Genomic DNA, 15,751 nt, shown 5'->3' with positions numbered 1-15,751 from the left:
GCCGCGAGCTCGCGCTCCGCGAGGTCCTCGTTCACGACGATGTCCTTCTCGGTGAGCGGCCGCGTGTAGTAGTCGGCCCACGAGGACTGCAGCTCGGCGACGTCGCGGTCGAGGTCCAGCGCCGTCACCTCGTAGGTGCGTCCCTGCTGGTGGTAGATCGCGCCGGGGTGGGCGTCGCGCAGCGCGTCCCCGAAGTCGAGCGAGGCGACCGTCTCGTTCCGCGACGAGTCGACCAGGTCGACCTCCCGGTCGCCGACGGTCCGGAGGCTCACGGACTGCTGCGGACTCGACGAGCCGGCGTGCGTCCAGCGGATGCCGTCCGCGACCTCCCGCCGGTCGAGGACGCCCTCGTCGGTCAGGTCGGCGACGACGCCCGGAAACGACTCGCCGAAGAAGCGCTCGTCGTCCGGCGAGAGCCAGCTCTCGTCCGCCGCGCAGGCGACGTGCCCGGGGAGCAGCTGCCCGTTCTCGGGGTCGCAGATGGCGTCCTCCGGCGGCGCCTCGAAGAAGTCGGGGGGGTTGCGCATGAGGTACTGGTCGAGCTGGTCCTCGCCGCCGACCATCACGACCAGCGCGGGGTCGTCGCCGCGCCCGGCTCGCCCCGCGCGCTGGTACGCCGACATCCGCGTGCCGGGGTAGCCGTCCAGGATGACGGCGTCGAGCCCCCCGACGTCGACGCCGAGCTCGAGCGCGCTCGTCGACCAGACGCCCCGCAGCTCGCCGGCGTGGAGGTCGGCCTCGATCTCCCGTCGGCGCTCGTTCGTCAGGGCGGCCTGGTACGCCCCGACCTTCCCCGCCAGTTCGCGCTCGCCGCGGTCGCGGAGGTCGCTCGCGCTGTCGGTCGCGTACTGCTCGGCGGTCTGTCGCGCCCGCGTGAACGCCAGCGTCTGCGCCCCGGCGGTCACGAGGTCGCAGAACAGTCGCTTGCTCTCCGTGTGACTCGACTTCCGGCGGCCGCTCCCCCGTTCTTGCCAGTCGTCGTCGTACTCCGGCGGGTTCCACAGCACCCAGTCTCGCGGTCCCCGCCCTGACGCGTCCTCGTCGACGAGGGCGATGTCGTCGGGGTCGCGCCCGGTGACCGCCGCGACGTGTTCGACGGGGTTGTTGATCGTCGCCGAGCAGCAGACGAACCGGGGGCTCGACCCGAACCGCTCGCAGGTCCGCGCGAGCCGACGGAGGGTCATGGCGACCTGCGAGCCGAACACCCCGCGGTAGCTGTGGACCTCGTCGATGACGACGTACTCCAGCGAGGAGAAGAACCACTCCCACAGCCGTCCCGCGTACGGCAGCAGCGCGTAGTGGAGCATGTCCGGATTCGAGAGCAGGACGGTCGGCTCGCGGTCGCGCACCTCCCGCTTCTCCGACCGGGAGAGCCGGCCCGTGTACGACGCGACGGAAACCCCGCTCCCGAAGCCGAGCCCGTGCGCGAGTTCGCTCAGGCTCTCCTCTTGGTCCGCGATCAGGGCGTTCTGGGGGCCGACGTAGAGGGTCCGCCCCCCGTGGTCCATCGCGGCCTCGAACGCGGGGACGGTGTACGCGAGCGACTTCCCGCTCGCGGTCTCGGTGGCGAGCACGGCGTCGTCGCCGTCGCGGACCGCCTCGATCGCGTCGGTCTGATGGCGGTAGAGGCGGTCGATCCCCCGCTTCGAGAGCGCGTCGGCCATCCGGGGCGCGAGGTCGACGTCGCCGAAGGCGGGCTCGCGGGCGGGGAGCCGGCGGTGCTCCGCGATCTGTCCCTCGTAGAACGGTCGGTTCCGCAGCCACTCGATGGCGTCCTCCACGGCTATCGGTTCCTGGGGACGGCCGGGCCTAACGGTTGCGGTGGCGGGGGTCGCCGAGGCGGCCGGAGCCGCGGGGACCGCGCGCCCTCTCGCTCGCGCCGCGCTCGCGCCGCGTCCGCGTCAGTCGTCGGCCGGGGCGGGAGAGCGACCGGCGTCCGACGGCGTCTCCGAGACCGGCGTCGCGGGGCCCTCCCGCGCGAGCGGCGGCCAGCGCACCTCCCTCGCGATCGGGTCGTTCAGATCGAGCTCCATCCGGAGGTCGCCGCGGCGCTCGGCGAGTTCGAACCCGACGGTCCGGTAGACGCGACGCGCGACGCGGTTCCCGCTCTCGACGTGGAGTTCGAGTCCGTCGCGACCCCCGGCGGCGGCGTCGGCGATCACGTGCCGGCAGAGCTCGGTGCCGACGCCCCGTCCCTGCATAGTCGGGTGGACGAAGACGGCGAGCTCCGGACGCGCCGCGTCCGTCGGCGTGTACATCGCGTGACCGAACAGCTCGCCGTCGCGCTCGGCGACCACGTTGCTCCCCTCGCGCAGCATCGACTCGATCCACTCCGCCCGGCGGCCCCGCGTCACCGGGGGGAGCCCCTGCGCGCGGTCCGCGGTCTCGAACCCCTCGTACATCTCGGCGAGCGGCGCGGCGTCCTCCGTGACGGCCGGCCGGATCGTCCACCGGGCTCCCTCTTTGTCCACGAACCGCGGACACCGCGGCGGGCAGTGGACCGTGCCCTCGCACTCGCTCGCGTCCCACCCCTCGCAGGCGACGGCGTCGTCGTGGCTCATAGTTGCGTCTCGGACCGCCCGCCAGTTATATCGTGATAGCTACTCCCACGGCGTGGGAACGGTCAGGGACTCGCCACCGGGAGCATGCGGCCCACGCTCGACCCCGGCCCGCCGCCGTCACTCCCGGATCAGGACGATCCCGTCGCGGAACACGGAGTGGTTCGGGATCACGTGGTCCTCCCCGTCCGCCTCGATGTGGGTGACGAACAGGTCGACCTCCTGGACGATGCCGCGCTCGCCGGCGACTTTCACCTCGTCGCCGACGCCGTAGGGCTGCCGGAGGAGGAGGAACACCCCGGCGGCCGCGCTCGCGACGAGGTCCTTCGTCGCCAGCGCGGCGAACAGCACGACCGCGAACGCGTACGCGGCGAGCAGCACGACCAGCGCGAGCGTCTGCACGCCCACCTGTCCGAGCGCGACCAGCGCGGCGACGTACACGACGCTGTACTTGACGAGCGGGGGCAACACGCCGAGTTCCGGGAGCTTGATCCCGCGGAGCCGCTCGGCGACGATCAACTCCGCCTTGTCGCCGACGACGACGCCGACGATCATGACGACCGCGGCGACGAAGAGGCGCGGGAGGAAGGAGGCGACCGAGGACCAGAACCGGTCGAGGTAGTTGACCTCGGCGACGGTGAGGGCGACGATGACGGCGACGGCGACGATGAAGTAGCTGGACAGCTGCGCTAAGATCCGCACCGTCGACGTGTTGAACTCGCGGACGGTTCGCTCGAACGCGGTCCCCTCGATCGCCTCCGGCACGCCGGCGCGGGTCAGCAGCCGGCGGTTGATCACCCCGACGACGTACGCCAGGATCAGCCCGACGACGAGCACGAAGAGGGCGAGCCACACCCGTTCGGGGACCGTCGTCACGAACTCGCTCAGCGCGTTCGGTACCGCGAGCATGGGTGGTCAGTACTCCTCCGGATCGATCTCCAAGACGAGTTCGCCCGCCTTGAACGCACGGACGAGCCCGTCCGACTCCGAGAGCACGATCGCGGTCGCGTTCGTGTCCCGAGTGATCGCGCCGCCGGCCATGTGGCGCGCGCCGAGCCCCTTCGGGATGTCGACGCCCTCCGCGCCCGGCTCGAGGTAGCGGTAGGCGGAGACGATCTTCCCGGAGTCGGAGACGACGAACGCGCCGTCCAGTCGGGAGAACTCCTTGAGCATCACGTTCACGATGGGGTCGCCGACGTGGACGTGCGACTTCTCGAACGGGTTGTACGACAGCGGGCGGGACTTGTTCATCACCTTCCCCGCGTCGCCGACGACGAACAGCGCGCCCACCGGCTTCCCCTTCTGCCCCTTCTGTCCGAGCTCGATCGCGACTTCGAACACGTCGCGGATGACGCTCGGCTCGGCCCGGGAGTTGACGAACAGGTCGTAGATCCCCGTGTGGACCGTCTCGTCGACGGTGACGCGGATCACCGCGTCCGACCCCCCGTCGAAGACCGACGCGATGCAGACCACCTCGTCGCCCTCGGAGACGAGGTCGGCGTCCATCGCGCCCTCGATCCCGAACCGGACCCGGTCTTTCACGTTGTCGAACGGGAGGGGGAGCTCGACGAACGTGTCGGCGTCGACGTCGTTGTCGGGGGCGACGACGACGATATCCGTGTCGCCGTCCTCAAACCGGTCGTGAAACGAGCTCGTCGGCGAGAACAGGAGCACCGCGTCCGCGTCCTCGACGAGATCGGACAGGTGGTCGGTGAGCGAGGCCATTGCCCGTTTCGACTCCCGGACGACGTATAGTCGTTGTGTCACCGTCGTCCATCCGTCTGACACGTTACCGGCTCACGAGACGCGCGTGACGCGACGCCCGCGGCGGACTCGCCTCGCGCCGCGCGACTTTTCTCCCCGCGGCGCCACCTGTCGGACGAACATGGCGACCCGCGACGCGCTCTGGGCCTACCGCGACCGGTTCGGCGACGCCTTCGGGCGGACCTACTTCCGTCGGTTCGGGCCGGGCGTGGCTTCCAGCGTCGGCATCGGCACCTACCTCGGCGAGCCCACCCCCGCCGTCGACGACGCCTCCCGCGAGGCGATCGGGCTCGCGCTCCGCTCCGGGGTGAACCACGTCGACACCGCGGTCAACTACCGGTGCGGGCGAGCCGAGCGCATCGTCGGGGAGGCGGTCCGGGAGTCGCCGATCGACCGCGACGCGGTCGTCGTCGCGACGAAGGGCGGATTCCTCCCGTTCGACGGCGACCGTCCCGACGACCCCGCGGCGTACGTCCGCGACCGCTTCCTCGCCGAGGGGGTGGTCGACGCCGAGGCGCTCGCGAACGGCGCGCACGCGATGGCGCCCGAGTACTTGGAGTGGTCGCTCGACCGCTCGCTCGACCGGCTCGGGTTCGACGCGGTCGACCTCTTCTACGTCCACAACCCCGAGACCCAGCTCGCGGCTCGCTCCCGCGAGGCGGTGTACGACCGCTTGGAGGCCGCCTTCGAGGCGCTGGAGCGCCGGCGAGCGGCCGGGGACGTCGGCGCCTACGGCGTCGCCACGTGGGACGCATTCCGCGTCCCCGAAGAGCACGAGCGGTACCTCTCGCTCGCCGAGGTCCTCGCGCGGGCCGAGGCCGCCGGCGAGGCGGTCGGCCCCGACGACGACCACGGGTTCGAGGCGGTCCAGCTCCCGTTCAACGTCGCGATGGCGGACGCGTTCACGCGGCGGACCCAGCGCCCGCCGGGAGGCGGCGCCGACGCCGAGCCCGTCTCGACGCTGGAGTTCGCCCACGAGGCCGGGCTCTCGGTCGTGACGAGCGCGAGCATCGGACAGGGGGAACTCGCCGAGCCCGGCGCGATCCCGGCCGACGTCGACGCGACCCTCTCCGGCGAGACGCCGGCCCAGCGCGCGCTCAACTTCGCGCGGAGCGCGCCGGGCGTCACCGCCTCGCTCGTCGGCGCGAGCGACGCGGATCACGTGCGCGAGAACGTCGCAGCCGGCACCTTCGACCCGCTCGGCGCCTCCGCGTTCGACGCGGTGTTCGAGTAGCTCGCCCTCCGCCCGGAGCGTGGCGGCCACAAGACGTTTGTCGGGACCGGTTCAACGCGGGCCCATGTCCCCCACACGGCGAGCCCTCCTCCGAAGCGCGTCGCTCGGCGCGCTCGCGCTCGGCGGCTGCCTGGGCGCCGAGACGAGCGACGACGGCGACCCGTCCCGGTCCGCGGAGTCGAGGTCGGGCAGTGACGGCGATCCGACGGTGTTGAAGGTCCGGAACCCCGGCGGCGAGGCCGTCGTCGTCGACCTCGGGGTCGAAGGCGATGACGCCGAAGACGACGCCGGGACCGAGGGAGGCGACGACGACGTCGACCCCGTCCCGCTCTCCCGCGAACTCGTGACGAGCGACGAACGGGCGGCCGAGCTGACGGTCGCCGCCGGCGTCGCCGACGAGGGGCGGGCGCGGGTCCGATCGTTCCTCGACGAGACCGACTACGAGACGGAGACGGTGTTCGTCGCACCGGCCAGCATCGAGTCGTGTTACCGGTACCGGATCCGGTCGGTCTCGTGGCGGCCGGGCCACGTCGAGTACGAGTACTGCCGCGAGCTCCGGCCGCCCGACGCGGCCTGCGAGGCCGACACGCGCGACGCCGTCGGGCTCCTGTTCCGGCTCCCCGCGGCGCTTCGCTCGCCGCTCAGCGGCTCGGGGTCGAGCGGGCGCTCCCCCTGCCGAGCGGTCGGGACGGAGTACGACCGGATCGACGCGAACGCGACCGTGCCGGGGTCCGACACGGCGCTGGGGGATACCGGAACGTCCGGACCGAGCGCCGACGAGACCGGGGGTGACGGGTCGTGACGCGCCGCCTCACCCGCCGCGGGGCGCTCGGGGCCGCCGCGGCCGCCGGCGCGCTCGCGCTCGGCGGCTGTCTCGACGGCGGGCGCCGGCGCGGCGGAGAGTTCTGGGACGACCCGCCGTCGATCGACACGGCCGGAGTGTCGCGGGCGATCGAGACTCCCGTCCCCGACCGGCCGCGGCTCGTTCCCGTGCCGATCGAGAGCGAGGCGGCGACCGCGTTCGCGGACCGCGTCGACCGGCTGCTCGAACCGGTCCCCGACCCGCTGACGGCGGAGACGCTCCCGAACGGGGCGATCCGCGAGCAGATCGCGGCGGGGCGCGACGACGCCCGCGACGCGCTCCCGGCGCCCGAGGCGTCGCTCACGCCGCTTCGACGGGCGGAGCGGTTCGCGACCGCGCGCGCCCACGCCGCGACCGCGGTCGGCACCTGGGCCGCTGTGACGACCGAGGGCGACCCGGAGGGAGTGACGGCGGGCTTGGGGACGGTCCGGCATCGGACCGCGGAGACGCTGGCCGCGCTCCCCGGAACCGCGTCGGACCCGCTCGCCGGGGCCGCCGTGTACGGCCCGATCGAGCGCTGGCTCGACACCGCCCGGCGGCGGGACCTCGTCGGCGGAGAGGGTGAGATCGCGGCCAGCGCGAACCCGCTTCGCGCCGGGGAAACGGTCGGAGAGGTCGAGCGGGTGCAGTCGCACGTCGAGGTCGGTCGGCACCTCCGCCGCCGGTACGAGGGATCGCTCTCCGAGCCGCGGGCGGTCGATACGCCCCTCCGGGAGGCGGCGGAGGCGGTCGGCGCCGCGATCGGCGACCGGCTGCGAGCGCTTCACGGAGAGGAGGCCGAGCGGCTCAGGCGGAGCCCCGGTATCGAGGCGTTCCTCGACGACCGGCCGGTCCCGCGCGACGCGCCGAGCGTCTCGCTGCTGTCCGGCGCGGTCTACCGGACCTTCGACGAGCTCTGGTTCGACCCGATCCCGATCGACGACTGGACGCCGGACCACCCGGCCACGTCGCTCACCCGAACGGCGCTCGCCCGGGTCCGGCTGCGCGCGCTCGACGCCCTCGCGGCGCGGATCGAGGACGGAGAGACGATGTTCCCGTCCGACCCCGCCGCAGTCGCCGACGCGCGCGACGACGCGATCGGGTCGATGGAGGGGCTCGTGACGAGCGCGAACCCGCTGGCGCGCTGGCTCGGGGCGCAGGTCCGCCCCCTGTTCGACGAGCACGACGCCGTGCTCTCGGGGACCACTCCCGGGGCCCGCCCGGTCGCCGAGGCGTTCGCCGGGTACCGGTGGATCGGTCTGGTCGCCGATGAAGTCGATCCCGTGCTGGCGTCGGTGAACGACGCGGTCGAGTCGGCCGACTGAGCGCGGGACGGGTGAGAAGCGGGACGGAGGAAAACGGAGAGTTGGAGGCGCGGGAACTCGAAGCGGCCCGTTCGGGCGGTGGTTCGTCGCGGCCGAACCGCGCGTCAGCGGAGCTCCTTGAACGTCGCCTCGCACTCGGGGCAGACCCGGACCGAGAACACCTCGTCGGGGTCGTTCTGCTTCTTTAAGACCTTCTCGCAGTCGGCGCAGTTCAGTCGCTCGTAGGTGTCCTTAAACAGGTCGCCGTCGCGAAGTCCCTTGCGCGTCGATTTCATATATCCGGGTTTGTCGCGTGTGGGTATAAAAACCCCGTACGACGCGAGTCGGACGGCGACGACTCCCCGTCGGCGCGGTGCGACACGCCACGACCTCCCGCGGCGCCCCGTTTTCGCAACGCTTGTCTCCGGGCGACGTGAAGACCGCCCGTGTCACGGACCAGGCTGTTCGGATCGCTGTGCGCCCTGGTCTTCCTCGTCAACTTCGCGCGCGTCGTGTTCGCACCCCTCGTGGGGCAGTTCGTCGGCGAGTTCGCGATCGGCGAGGGGACCGCCGGCCTCATCGTCACGCTCGCGTGGCTCGGCTCGGCCGCCCCGCGGCTCCCGGCCGGGTGGGCGCTCACGCGGTTCTCCCGTCGCTTCGTCATCCTGGCCTCGGGGGCGATGCTGACGCTGGGCGCGCTCGGCGTCGCGCTCGCGCCGGGCGTGCCGACGCTGATGACCGCCGCCTTCGCGATCGGGCTGGCCTCCGGCGTCTACTTCGTCGCCGCGAACCCGTTCGTCTCCGAGCTGTTCCCGGACAGCGTCGGCCGCGCGATGGGCGTCCACGGCACCGCGAGCCAGCTCGCCGCGGTCGCCGCCGCGCCGGTGGTCACGGTCGCGCTGTGGTACGACTGGCGGCTCGCCTTCTACGGGCTCGCGGCCGCCGCGGCCGCGACGACTGCCGCCTTCGTGCTCCTGGCCGCGCGGACGGACCTCCCCGACGCCGGCGCGGGCGACACCGACTTCGTCGGCGGCGCGCTCTCCGAGTGGAAGCTCATCCTGACGGCCGTCGTGCTGATGGGGCTCACGGGGTTCGTCTGGCAGGGCCTGTTCAACTTCTACGAGCTGTACATGATCGACAAGGGGCTCCCGCCGGCGACCGCCCGGAACCTCCTGACGGTGATCTTCGCGGCCGGCGTCCCCGCCTTCCTGGTCTCCGGCGACCTGGCCGACCGGCTCCCGCACGTGCCGTACCTGCTCGGGATCGTCTCGGCGTTCATCGGGAGCGTCGTCCTCGTCGTCGCCGTCTCCGGGGTCGTCGCCGTCGTCGCCGCCAGCCTCGCCGTGGGCTTCGCCATCCACATGCTGTTCCCCGCGATGGACACCTTCCTCCTCGCGTCGCTGCCGGACGGGTCCCGGGCCTCGGCGTACGCCGTCTACTCCGCCGGGATGATGACGACCCAGGCGGCCGGCTCGTGGGCCGTGGGCGAGGCGATCGAGGCCGGCGTCGCCTACGACGCCGTCTTCCTCGGGCTCGCCGGCGGGCTGGCCGCGGTCGTGGTCGCGTACGCCGCCTTGGCGCGCATGGGTCGCGTCCCGGGCGGCGCGGCGAACGCGGAGCCGGCGGCGTGACCGCGGCGGGAAGCGGGTCCCGTCGACCCCCGTTCGCGTGTCGGCACGGACCACGGGTACCGCACCTGTTTAGGCTTTCCCGCTCCTGTGCGTTGATAATGGAGTACGTCCAAGAGCGCGTGACGACCCTGCACGCGTTGACGGACCACCGGCCCGACGCACCCGTCGGCCGGGCGGCGGTCGTGGTGCCGATGACGGAGCGCGAGTACGGAACGCTCGCGGCCGAACGCGTCCTTTCGGCGCTTGAGACGGTCGACCCCGCTCGCGTTATCGTTCCCCTCCGAGCCCCGGCCGACCGCGTCGGTCCCTTCGCCCGGTGGCTCGCCGGCTTCGACATCGACGTGGAGACGCTCTGGTGCGGCGGCCCCCGTCTCGACGACCTGCTCGCCGACCGCGGGCTCGACGGCGACCGCGGGAAGGGTCGGGACGTGTGGCTCGGCCTCGGCCGAGCCTTGAACGAGGAGTACGTCGTCGTCCACGACGCCGACACGAAGACGTACTCGCCGGCGTTCGTCAACCGACTGCTGTTCCCGGTCGCGAACGGTCACTCCTTCGCGAAGGGGTACTACGCCCGCGTCGAGGACGGGGCGTTGTACGGCCGGCTGTTCCGGCTGTTCTTCAGACCGCTCGTCCGCGCGCTCGCCGACGCCACCGAGCGCCGCGAGGCGGGCGTGATCGAGTACCTCAACGCCTTCCGATACGCGCTCGCCGGGGAGTTCGCGGCGACGACGGACTTGGTCTCCGAGCTCCGCGTCCAGCGCGGGTGGGGCCTGGAGGCCGGAACGCTCGGCGAGGCGTACGCGCACGCCGGCTTCGCGGGGAGCGCGCAGGTCGACCTCGGCCGCTACGAGCACGACCACCGCTCCGTCGACGGCCCGACCGGCCTCGCGGACATGAGCCGGGCGGTCGGCGAGGCGACCCTCCGGGCGGTCGAGGACGGCGGCGTCGCCGTCGACTACGACGGCCTCGGCGACCGCTACCGCGAGGCCGCCGAGGCGATGATCGCGGGGTACGAGACCGACGCCGCGTTCAACGGCCTCGACTACGACCGCGCCGACGAGCGCTCGCAGGTGGCGACGTACGCCGACGCCCTCGGCGAGCCGGGGCCGGACACCCGCCTCCCGGCGTGGCGCGACGCGCCGGTAACGCCGGCCGAGGTCGCCGAGGCGGCCCGGGCGGACCTCGCGGCGGCGGCCGACGAAGCGGGAGGCAAAACGAGCGGCGGAGCGACACGGGCCGGCGGGGCGCTCGGCGACGCCGACGTCAGGGGGAACGGCCATCGGCCGTCGACGGAGCCCTCCATCGATCCGGCGCCGGGGGAGGACTGACGGATGCCGGGTGCGGACGGGCCCGACGGTACCGCGACCGACGCGCCCAGCGTGGCCGCCCGGGACGACCTCGCCGGCGTCGTGGACCTGTTCGGATGGCTCACCCGCGCGGAGCTCTCGCGGGCGCTCTCGGAACTCGCGTTTAAACAGCGAACGGAGGTCGACGGCGACGCCATCGCCGCCGCCATCGACGTCGCCGTCGCGGAGTACGCCCTGGTCCCGGCGCCGCCCGCGGCGCTGTCGGAGGCGGGCGACACGTCGGGAGACGCGGGCGGCGCCCTCGCAGACGTCGTCGACCCGGACGAGGGGCTCGACGCCGACGCCGTCGCCCTCGCGGTCGGGCCCGCGGCGTTCCCCTCGCTGCCGGAGGGCGCGGCGGACCTCCCGCACATCCTCGACGTGCCCGAGCGCGACGTGGACCGCGAGGCGCTCTCGGAGGCGGTCCGCGCGCGGCTCTCCGAGGACGCCGTCGCGGCGATCGGCGAGGGCGACGCCGACCGACTGGAGGTCCTCGCCGACGTGACGTACGACATCGAGGCGTGGGCGCCCGTGGACGCCGGGGCGATCCGCGAGCGGATCGTCGCTGAACTGGACGCCTGAACCGAATCTGAAAAGAAGACCGGGGGTCCGACTCAGGCGCTCGCCTCGGCCTCGGAGAGTTCGCGCGCGAGGAACTCCGCGATCGAGACGTCCGCCTCCTCGACGAAGCGGGCGAGCTCCTCGCCGTCGGCGCTTTCGACGACGACGGTCGGGATCAGCTCGATCCCGTACTCCTCGACTCGGTCGCCCTCCTTGCCGTTCGGCCCCTTCGTGACCGGGAAGTCCTCGATCCGGTCGTCGGGGACGCCGGCGGCGTCGAGCGCCGCCGCGAACGCGGGGAGCTGTCGCCGACAGTCGCCGCACCAGTCGCCGCCCCACACCTTGAATCGGTAGTCGTCGGACCCGAGCGCCGCCAGGACCTCGTCGTCGAGCGCGTCGCCGGCGGCCGCGTCGGGCGCGAGCGTTTCGAGCGTCATGCGCCTCGGTACGCCGGGAGGGCTTGTAAACCGCGCGTCGGTAGCAACTGCGTCCCGGGAACGGCGCGAACGCGTCCCGCGGCGGGACGAACGGCGCGAACGCGTCTCGCGGCGGGACGAACGGCGGGAGCGCGTCCCGCGGCGCGGCGATCGGCTCCCGCCGCGAGCCGCACGCGTTTTGCCGCGGTCCGTCGGGCATTTGAGTGACGGTCCCGTCCGTTGACCCAATGGACGACGACGTGTTGGAGGGACTCGGCTCGAGGCTGGTACGGGTCGAATCGCCGCCTGAGACGACGGTGGCCGCGAAGGTCGAGTCGCGCAACCCGGGCGGCTCCGCGAAGGACCGCCCCGCGCGGTACATGGTCGAGGCGGCCGAGGAGGCGGGCGATCTCGAGCCCGGCGACGGGATCGTCGAGCCGACGTCCGGAAACACCGGCATCGGGTTGGCGATGGTCGGCGCCGTGAAGGGGTACGACGTGACGCTCGTGATGCCCGACGGCAAGTCGATGGAACGCCGGCGCATCATGCGGGCGTACGGGGCCGACCTCGAGACCGTCGACGGCGACATCTCGGCGGCCAAGGAGCGCGCGGACGAACTGGAGACCGAGGCCGGGATGGTCCAGCTCCGCCAGTTCGAGAACCCCGCGAACCCGCGGGCCCACTACGAGACGACCGGTCAGGAAGTGGTCGAGCAGGTCGGCGACCGGACCGTCGACGCGCTCGTCGCCGGCGTCGGGACCGGCGGCACCCTCTCCGGGATCGGCCGCCGGCTCCGCGAGGCGTTCCCCGGCGTCAGGATCGACGCGGTCGAGCCCAGCGACAACGCCGTCCTCTCCGGCGGGGAGCCCGGAAGCGACGCGTTTCAGGGGATGGGACCGGGGTTCGTCGCGCCGAACCTCGACGTCGACCTGATCGACGAGGTCCACACGGTCGACATCGACGACGCCGAGGCCGAGTGCCGCCGGCTCGCCCGCGAAGAGGGGATCCTCGCGGGACAGTCCTCCGGCGCCTCGAACCTCGCGGCGAAGGACGTCGCCGCGGAGCTCCGCGAGACGGGCGCGTACGAGGGCGATGAGCCGCTCGTCGTCACCGTGTTCTGGGACAGCGGCGAGCGCTACCTCTCCGCGGGCACCTTCGACGAGTAGGTCGGCTCCCGGTCGCGAGCACACCGCCCGCGAACCGCAGGCGACCCGAACGTTGAGTATCGTCGGGCGCCCAGTTCCACCGTGAGCACCCACGCCGAACCACCGGCCGACGACCCCGACGGGTCGGCCGCCCAACAGCCCGGCAGGCGGTTCGACGGCCCGTGGCTCCTCGTCCTCGCCGTCGCCGCCGGCGGGTGGACCGTCCTCTACGCGCTCGACTGGGCGCTGCTCTCGGCCGGCACCCCGGCCGGCGCCGCCGTCGCGTTCGCCCACGGCTACCTCCTCGCGCCGCTCGCGACCGCCGCGGTCCTCCTCGACGCGCTGTCGCTGGACGAGCGCGGCGTCGCCGATTTCGGACTATTCAAATGGCTGTACGCGCTCGCCGCGCTGGTCGCGCCGCCGGTCGCCGCCGTCTACTACGCGCACCGCGAGTGGCTGAAGCCGGGCGACCCGTCGCTGCTCGGAGGGACGCCGTGACCGGCGACGAGGAGGCGACCGGCACCGTCCGGAGTCTGGTCACGGCGCCCGAGGGCGGGGCTCCGCCAGAACTGCGGGAGACCGTCGCGATCCGCCCGGGCGGCGTCGAGGGCGATCGATACCGCCGAGGCGACGGACACTTCCAGCTCGACGGCTGCGCCGTCACCCTCGTCGCCGCCGAGGCCCTCGACGCGGTCCGCGCGGAGACCGGGATCGACGTCTCGGACGGCCGTCACCGACGGAACGTCGTCGTCGAGGGGTTCGGAGCGGCGATGGACGACCTGCTGGAGGCGACCGTCGCGGTCGGGGGCGCGCGCCTGCGACCGACCCGGCGGCGGCCGCCCTGCGCGCACGTCGAGTCGCTGGCCGGCGAGGCGGGGCTCGCGTCCGCGCTGCGGAACCGCGGCGGGCTCTGCTGCGATGTCGTCGAGCCCGGGCGCGTCGCCGTCGGTGACCCCGTCGACGTCGCGCAGCCGGACCCGCGGGCCGCGGGCGCCGCCATCGCGGACCGGCTTCGCGAGCGCCCGGTCGACGGGAGTCACCCGGAAGAGAACGGGTAGGGACGCCCCTCGCGGCTGTGTGTGAGTCTCACACCCGCGCTTCGATCTTTATACTATCGAGGCCGAAGCGAGCGCATGAACCGCTCTCGTCGGTCGGCGCTGGCCGGTATCGCGGCGATCGGTACCGTCGGCGTCGCCGGCTGTCTCGGCGGCGGCGTCCTCGATACCGCCGACGGGAGCGACGGTTCGGACGGTGACGGCGGCAACGGCGGTGCCGGTTCGGACGGCGGTGACGGCGACGATTCTGACGGTGCTGACGGCGACGGTTCGGACGGCGAGAACGGTCCGCCGACCGTCGATACCGACTACCACCTCGCGTACGATCCGGAAACCCTGGTAACGGAATCGCTCAGCGGCGGCGTCGGGAAGGACGGGATCCCCTCGATCGACGACCCGTCGTTCCAACCGATCGCGGACGTGACGTACGCCGAGGGGGTGCCGGTGTTCGGCGTCGTTCGCGACGGGGAGGCGAAGGCGTACCCCCAACACGTCCTCTCCCACCACGAGATCGTCAACGACGAGATCGGTGGCGAGCCGGTCGCGGTCACCTACTGCCCGCTCACCGGCACGGCGCAGGGGTTCCGCCGCGGCGAGGCGACGTTCGGGGTGTCGGGGCAACTCGTCAACTCGAACCTGATCATGTACGACCGGACGACCGACAGCTGGTGGCCCCAGATGCTCGCCACGGCCATCGACGGGCCGATGAGCGGCGAGACGCTCGACGAGTTCCGCGTCGTGTGGACGACGGCGGCGGCGTGGGCCGAGCGCCACCCGGAGTCGCTCGTCATGACCGACGACACCGGGTACGTGCGGAGATACGAGACCGACCCGTACGGGAGCTACGCGCCGCTCGGCGGCTACTACGCCCGCGACGGCACCATGTTCCGGCCGCTGTCGTCGCCCGAGGAGGGCCACGCGAAGTCGGTCGTGATCGGCGCGCGGACCGAGCGCGGCGCCGTCGCGTTCGACAAGGCGACGCTGCTCTCGGAGCGGGTCCTGACCGGCTCGGTCGGCGGGGACGGTGACGACGTCGTCGCCGTCGCCGACCCGGGGCTCTCGACCGGTCACGTCTACCGCAACCCGGACGGTCTCCGGGTCGAGCCCGACGGCGACGCCTATCGGGTCGGCTCCGAGGGCGGCGGGATCGCCGCGGGCGACCTCCCGCTGGAGCCGGTGCTCGCGCTCGACGCGATGTGGTTCGCGTGGGCGGGGTTCTACCCCGAGACGGCGTTCGTCGGCGAGCACACGGAGGCGGGGTATGGCCGCTGAGTCCGTCTCTCCGACCGAGGCGCCGGCGGCGTGGGCGGCCGGGCTGGTCCGCCGGACCGGGTTCGCCGTCCGCGCGGCGCTCGGTCGGCGCGACGGTCGGGCGACGACGGTGGTCGTCGCAGTCGCGTACCTCCTCGCGTACGCCGCGGGACTGCGTCACCTCGGACTCCGCGACACCGGGGTCGCGCGGACCGGCTCGGAGCCCGTCGTCGACGTCACCGTTGCGAGCGACCCGCTCTCGCTCCTGACCCGCCGAGTCGGACCGTTCCAGTACGAGCCCGTCGCGCTGGTCGCGGCCGGTCCGGTCGAGTACCTGTTCGCGCCCGTCAACGCCGCCATCGGGCTGGGACTCGCCGCGCTCGTCGGCGTCACCCTCGCGGTCTCCGTCGTCGCCTGGCGCGGCCCCGCGGCGTGTCGGATCGGCGCCGGGGCGGGCGCCGCCGCGGGGCTCCCCGGGCTCCTGTCGGGGTTCGCCTGCTGCGGTCCGACGCTCCTCGTGGTGATCGGCGTCCAGGCCTCCGCGGGGCTGCTCGCGGTCGTGCAGTGGTTCCTCCCGGTCGCGGTCCTCGGGCTTCTCGCCACGTTGCTGTGGGTCGGGAGCCGGGTCGACCCGGCCGCCGTCGG

The 15,751-nt window shown here is 73.2% G+C and carries 17 protein-coding genes; 11 read left to right on the top strand and 6 right to left on the bottom strand.

The annotated features are described in order from the left end of the window. From DJ75_RS08020 to dacZ, 4 genes are all read right to left on the bottom strand, one after another. Positions 1–1,781 (bottom strand): DEAD/DEAH box helicase (locus DJ75_RS08020; RefSeq protein ID WP_094523980.1); only part of this gene is annotated, 1,781 nt, incomplete at its 3' end. 120 nt (positions 1,782–1,901) lie between these two features. Beyond that, positions 1,902–2,561, bottom strand: a complete 660-nt coding sequence (locus tag DJ75_RS08015) for a GNAT family N-acetyltransferase (RefSeq protein ID WP_094523979.1) — start codon at positions 2,559–2,561, stop codon at positions 1,902–1,904. Positions 2,562–2,678: 117 nt separating this feature from the next. After that, complete coding sequence (locus DJ75_RS08010) at positions 2,679–3,467, bottom strand: mechanosensitive ion channel domain-containing protein (RefSeq protein WP_094523978.1); 789 nt, start codon at positions 3,465–3,467, stop codon at positions 2,679–2,681. Between the two features lie 6 nt (positions 3,468–3,473). After that, positions 3,474–4,283 (bottom strand): diadenylate cyclase DacZ, encoded by an 810-nt coding sequence (gene dacZ / locus DJ75_RS08005; RefSeq protein ID WP_094523977.1) that lies wholly within the window; start codon positions 4,281–4,283, stop codon positions 3,474–3,476. Positions 4,284–4,443: 160 nt separating this feature from the next. On the opposite strand from dacZ, the gene DJ75_RS08000 reads away from it, so the two are divergent. From DJ75_RS08000 to DJ75_RS07990, 3 genes are all read left to right on the top strand, one after another. After that, the gene (locus tag DJ75_RS08000; protein WP_094523976.1) at positions 4,444–5,556 is read left to right on the top strand and encodes an aldo/keto reductase; all 1,113 of its coding nucleotides are present in this window, start codon (positions 4,444–4,446) and stop codon (positions 5,554–5,556) included. Between the two features lie 64 nt (positions 5,557–5,620). Further along, on the top strand, positions 5,621–6,358 hold the full coding sequence (locus tag DJ75_RS07995; protein ID WP_094523975.1) for a hypothetical protein: 738 nt from the start codon (positions 5,621–5,623) through the stop codon (positions 6,356–6,358). Then, positions 6,355–7,722, top strand: coding sequence for a hypothetical protein (locus tag DJ75_RS07990; protein ID WP_094523974.1), 1,368 nt, complete (start codon positions 6,355–6,357; stop codon positions 7,720–7,722). Before DJ75_RS07995 ends, DJ75_RS07990 begins: the two co-directional genes overlap by 4 nt. Before the next feature lie 104 nt (positions 7,723–7,826). Here the strand turns inward: DJ75_RS07990 and DJ75_RS18595 are convergent, their stop codons facing one another. Then, positions 7,827–7,997 (bottom strand): HVO_0758 family zinc finger protein, encoded by a 171-nt coding sequence (locus DJ75_RS18595; protein ID WP_008849790.1) that lies wholly within the window; start codon positions 7,995–7,997, stop codon positions 7,827–7,829. Between the two features lie 150 nt (positions 7,998–8,147). Here DJ75_RS18595 and DJ75_RS07985 point away from each other — a divergent pair, with 150 nt between their 5' ends. The 3 genes from DJ75_RS07985 (at position 8,148) to DJ75_RS07975 (ending at position 11,260) form a co-directional block, all read left to right on the top strand. Beyond that, positions 8,148–9,332 (top strand): MFS transporter, encoded by a 1,185-nt coding sequence (locus tag DJ75_RS07985; RefSeq protein WP_094523973.1) that lies wholly within the window; start codon positions 8,148–8,150, stop codon positions 9,330–9,332. Between the two features lie 98 nt (positions 9,333–9,430). After that, the gene (locus tag DJ75_RS07980; protein WP_094523972.1) at positions 9,431–10,660 is read left to right on the top strand and encodes a glycosyl transferase family 2; all 1,230 of its coding nucleotides are present in this window, start codon (positions 9,431–9,433) and stop codon (positions 10,658–10,660) included. Between the two features lie 3 nt (positions 10,661–10,663). Next, the gene (locus tag DJ75_RS07975) at positions 10,664–11,260 is read left to right on the top strand and encodes a hypothetical protein (RefSeq protein WP_094523971.1); all 597 of its coding nucleotides are present in this window, start codon (positions 10,664–10,666) and stop codon (positions 11,258–11,260) included. A gap of 32 nt (positions 11,261–11,292) precedes the next feature. On the opposite strand, the gene DJ75_RS07970 is transcribed toward DJ75_RS07975, so the two are convergent. Next, positions 11,293–11,676: a thioredoxin family protein gene (locus DJ75_RS07970; protein ID WP_094523970.1), complete on the bottom strand. Its 384-nt coding sequence runs from the start codon at positions 11,674–11,676 to the stop codon at positions 11,293–11,295. Between the two features lie 227 nt (positions 11,677–11,903). Between DJ75_RS07970 and DJ75_RS07965 the strand changes: the two genes are divergently transcribed. The 5 genes from DJ75_RS07965 to DJ75_RS07945 form a co-directional block, all read left to right on the top strand. Continuing rightward, complete coding sequence (locus tag DJ75_RS07965; RefSeq protein ID WP_094523969.1) at positions 11,904–12,821, top strand: PLP-dependent cysteine synthase family protein; 918 nt, start codon at positions 11,904–11,906, stop codon at positions 12,819–12,821. Between the two features lie 81 nt (positions 12,822–12,902). Further along, positions 12,903–13,298: a hypothetical protein gene (locus DJ75_RS07960; RefSeq protein WP_094523968.1), complete on the top strand. Its 396-nt coding sequence runs from the start codon at positions 12,903–12,905 to the stop codon at positions 13,296–13,298. Continuing rightward, positions 13,295–13,858 carry an MOSC domain-containing protein gene (locus tag DJ75_RS07955; RefSeq protein WP_254921904.1) on the top strand — a complete coding sequence of 188 codons (564 nt, stop codon included), beginning with the start codon at positions 13,295–13,297 and terminating at the stop codon, positions 13,856–13,858. The genes DJ75_RS07960 and DJ75_RS07955 overlap by 4 nt, the downstream gene beginning before the upstream one ends. A 75-nt stretch (positions 13,859–13,933) precedes the next feature. Further along, positions 13,934–15,127 (top strand): DUF3179 domain-containing protein, encoded by a 1,194-nt coding sequence (locus tag DJ75_RS07950; RefSeq protein WP_094523966.1) that lies wholly within the window; start codon positions 13,934–13,936, stop codon positions 15,125–15,127. Then, the coding region (locus DJ75_RS07945; RefSeq protein WP_094523965.1) for a hypothetical protein at positions 15,117–15,751 on the top strand (635 nt) is incomplete at its 3' end. The genes DJ75_RS07950 and DJ75_RS07945, both read left to right, overlap by 11 nt.

This window comes from Halorubrum sp. Eb13, from assembly GCF_002252895.1.
In the GTDB taxonomy this organism is placed as follows: domain Archaea; phylum Halobacteriota; class Halobacteria; order Halobacteriales; family Haloferacaceae; genus Halorubrum.
The sequence above is the reverse complement of the archived record's forward strand: the minus strand, read 5'-3'. Positions and strand labels throughout refer to the sequence as shown.

What these genes read in the sequence shown, in the direction of transcription:
- DJ75_RS08015 (WP_094523979.1), bottom strand. Translation starts at nt 2,561, where the DNA reads ATGAGCCACGACGACGCCGTCGCCTGCGAGGGGTGGGACGCGAGCGAG.
- DJ75_RS08010 (WP_094523978.1), bottom strand. Translation starts at nt 3,467, where the DNA reads ATGCTCGCGGTACCGAACGCGCTGAGCGAGTTCGTGACGACGGTCCCC.
- dacZ (WP_094523977.1), bottom strand. Translation starts at nt 4,283, where the DNA reads ATGGCCTCGCTCACCGACCACCTGTCCGATCTCGTCGAGGACGCGGAC.
- DJ75_RS08000 (WP_094523976.1), top strand. Translation starts at nt 4,444, where the DNA reads ATGGCGACCCGCGACGCGCTCTGGGCCTACCGCGACCGGTTCGGCGAC.
- DJ75_RS07995 (WP_094523975.1), top strand. Translation starts at nt 5,621, where the DNA reads ATGTCCCCCACACGGCGAGCCCTCCTCCGAAGCGCGTCGCTCGGCGCG.
- DJ75_RS18595 (WP_008849790.1), bottom strand. Translation starts at nt 7,997, where the DNA reads ATGAAATCGACGCGCAAGGGACTTCGCGACGGCGACCTGTTTAAGGAC.
- DJ75_RS07980 (WP_094523972.1), top strand. Translation starts at nt 9,431, where the DNA reads ATGGAGTACGTCCAAGAGCGCGTGACGACCCTGCACGCGTTGACGGAC.
- DJ75_RS07975 (WP_094523971.1), top strand. Translation starts at nt 10,664, where the DNA reads ATGCCGGGTGCGGACGGGCCCGACGGTACCGCGACCGACGCGCCCAGC.
- DJ75_RS07970 (WP_094523970.1), bottom strand. Translation starts at nt 11,676, where the DNA reads ATGACGCTCGAAACGCTCGCGCCCGACGCGGCCGCCGGCGACGCGCTC.
- DJ75_RS07965 (WP_094523969.1), top strand. Translation starts at nt 11,904, where the DNA reads ATGGACGACGACGTGTTGGAGGGACTCGGCTCGAGGCTGGTACGGGTC.
- DJ75_RS07950 (WP_094523966.1), top strand. Translation starts at nt 13,934, where the DNA reads ATGAACCGCTCTCGTCGGTCGGCGCTGGCCGGTATCGCGGCGATCGGT.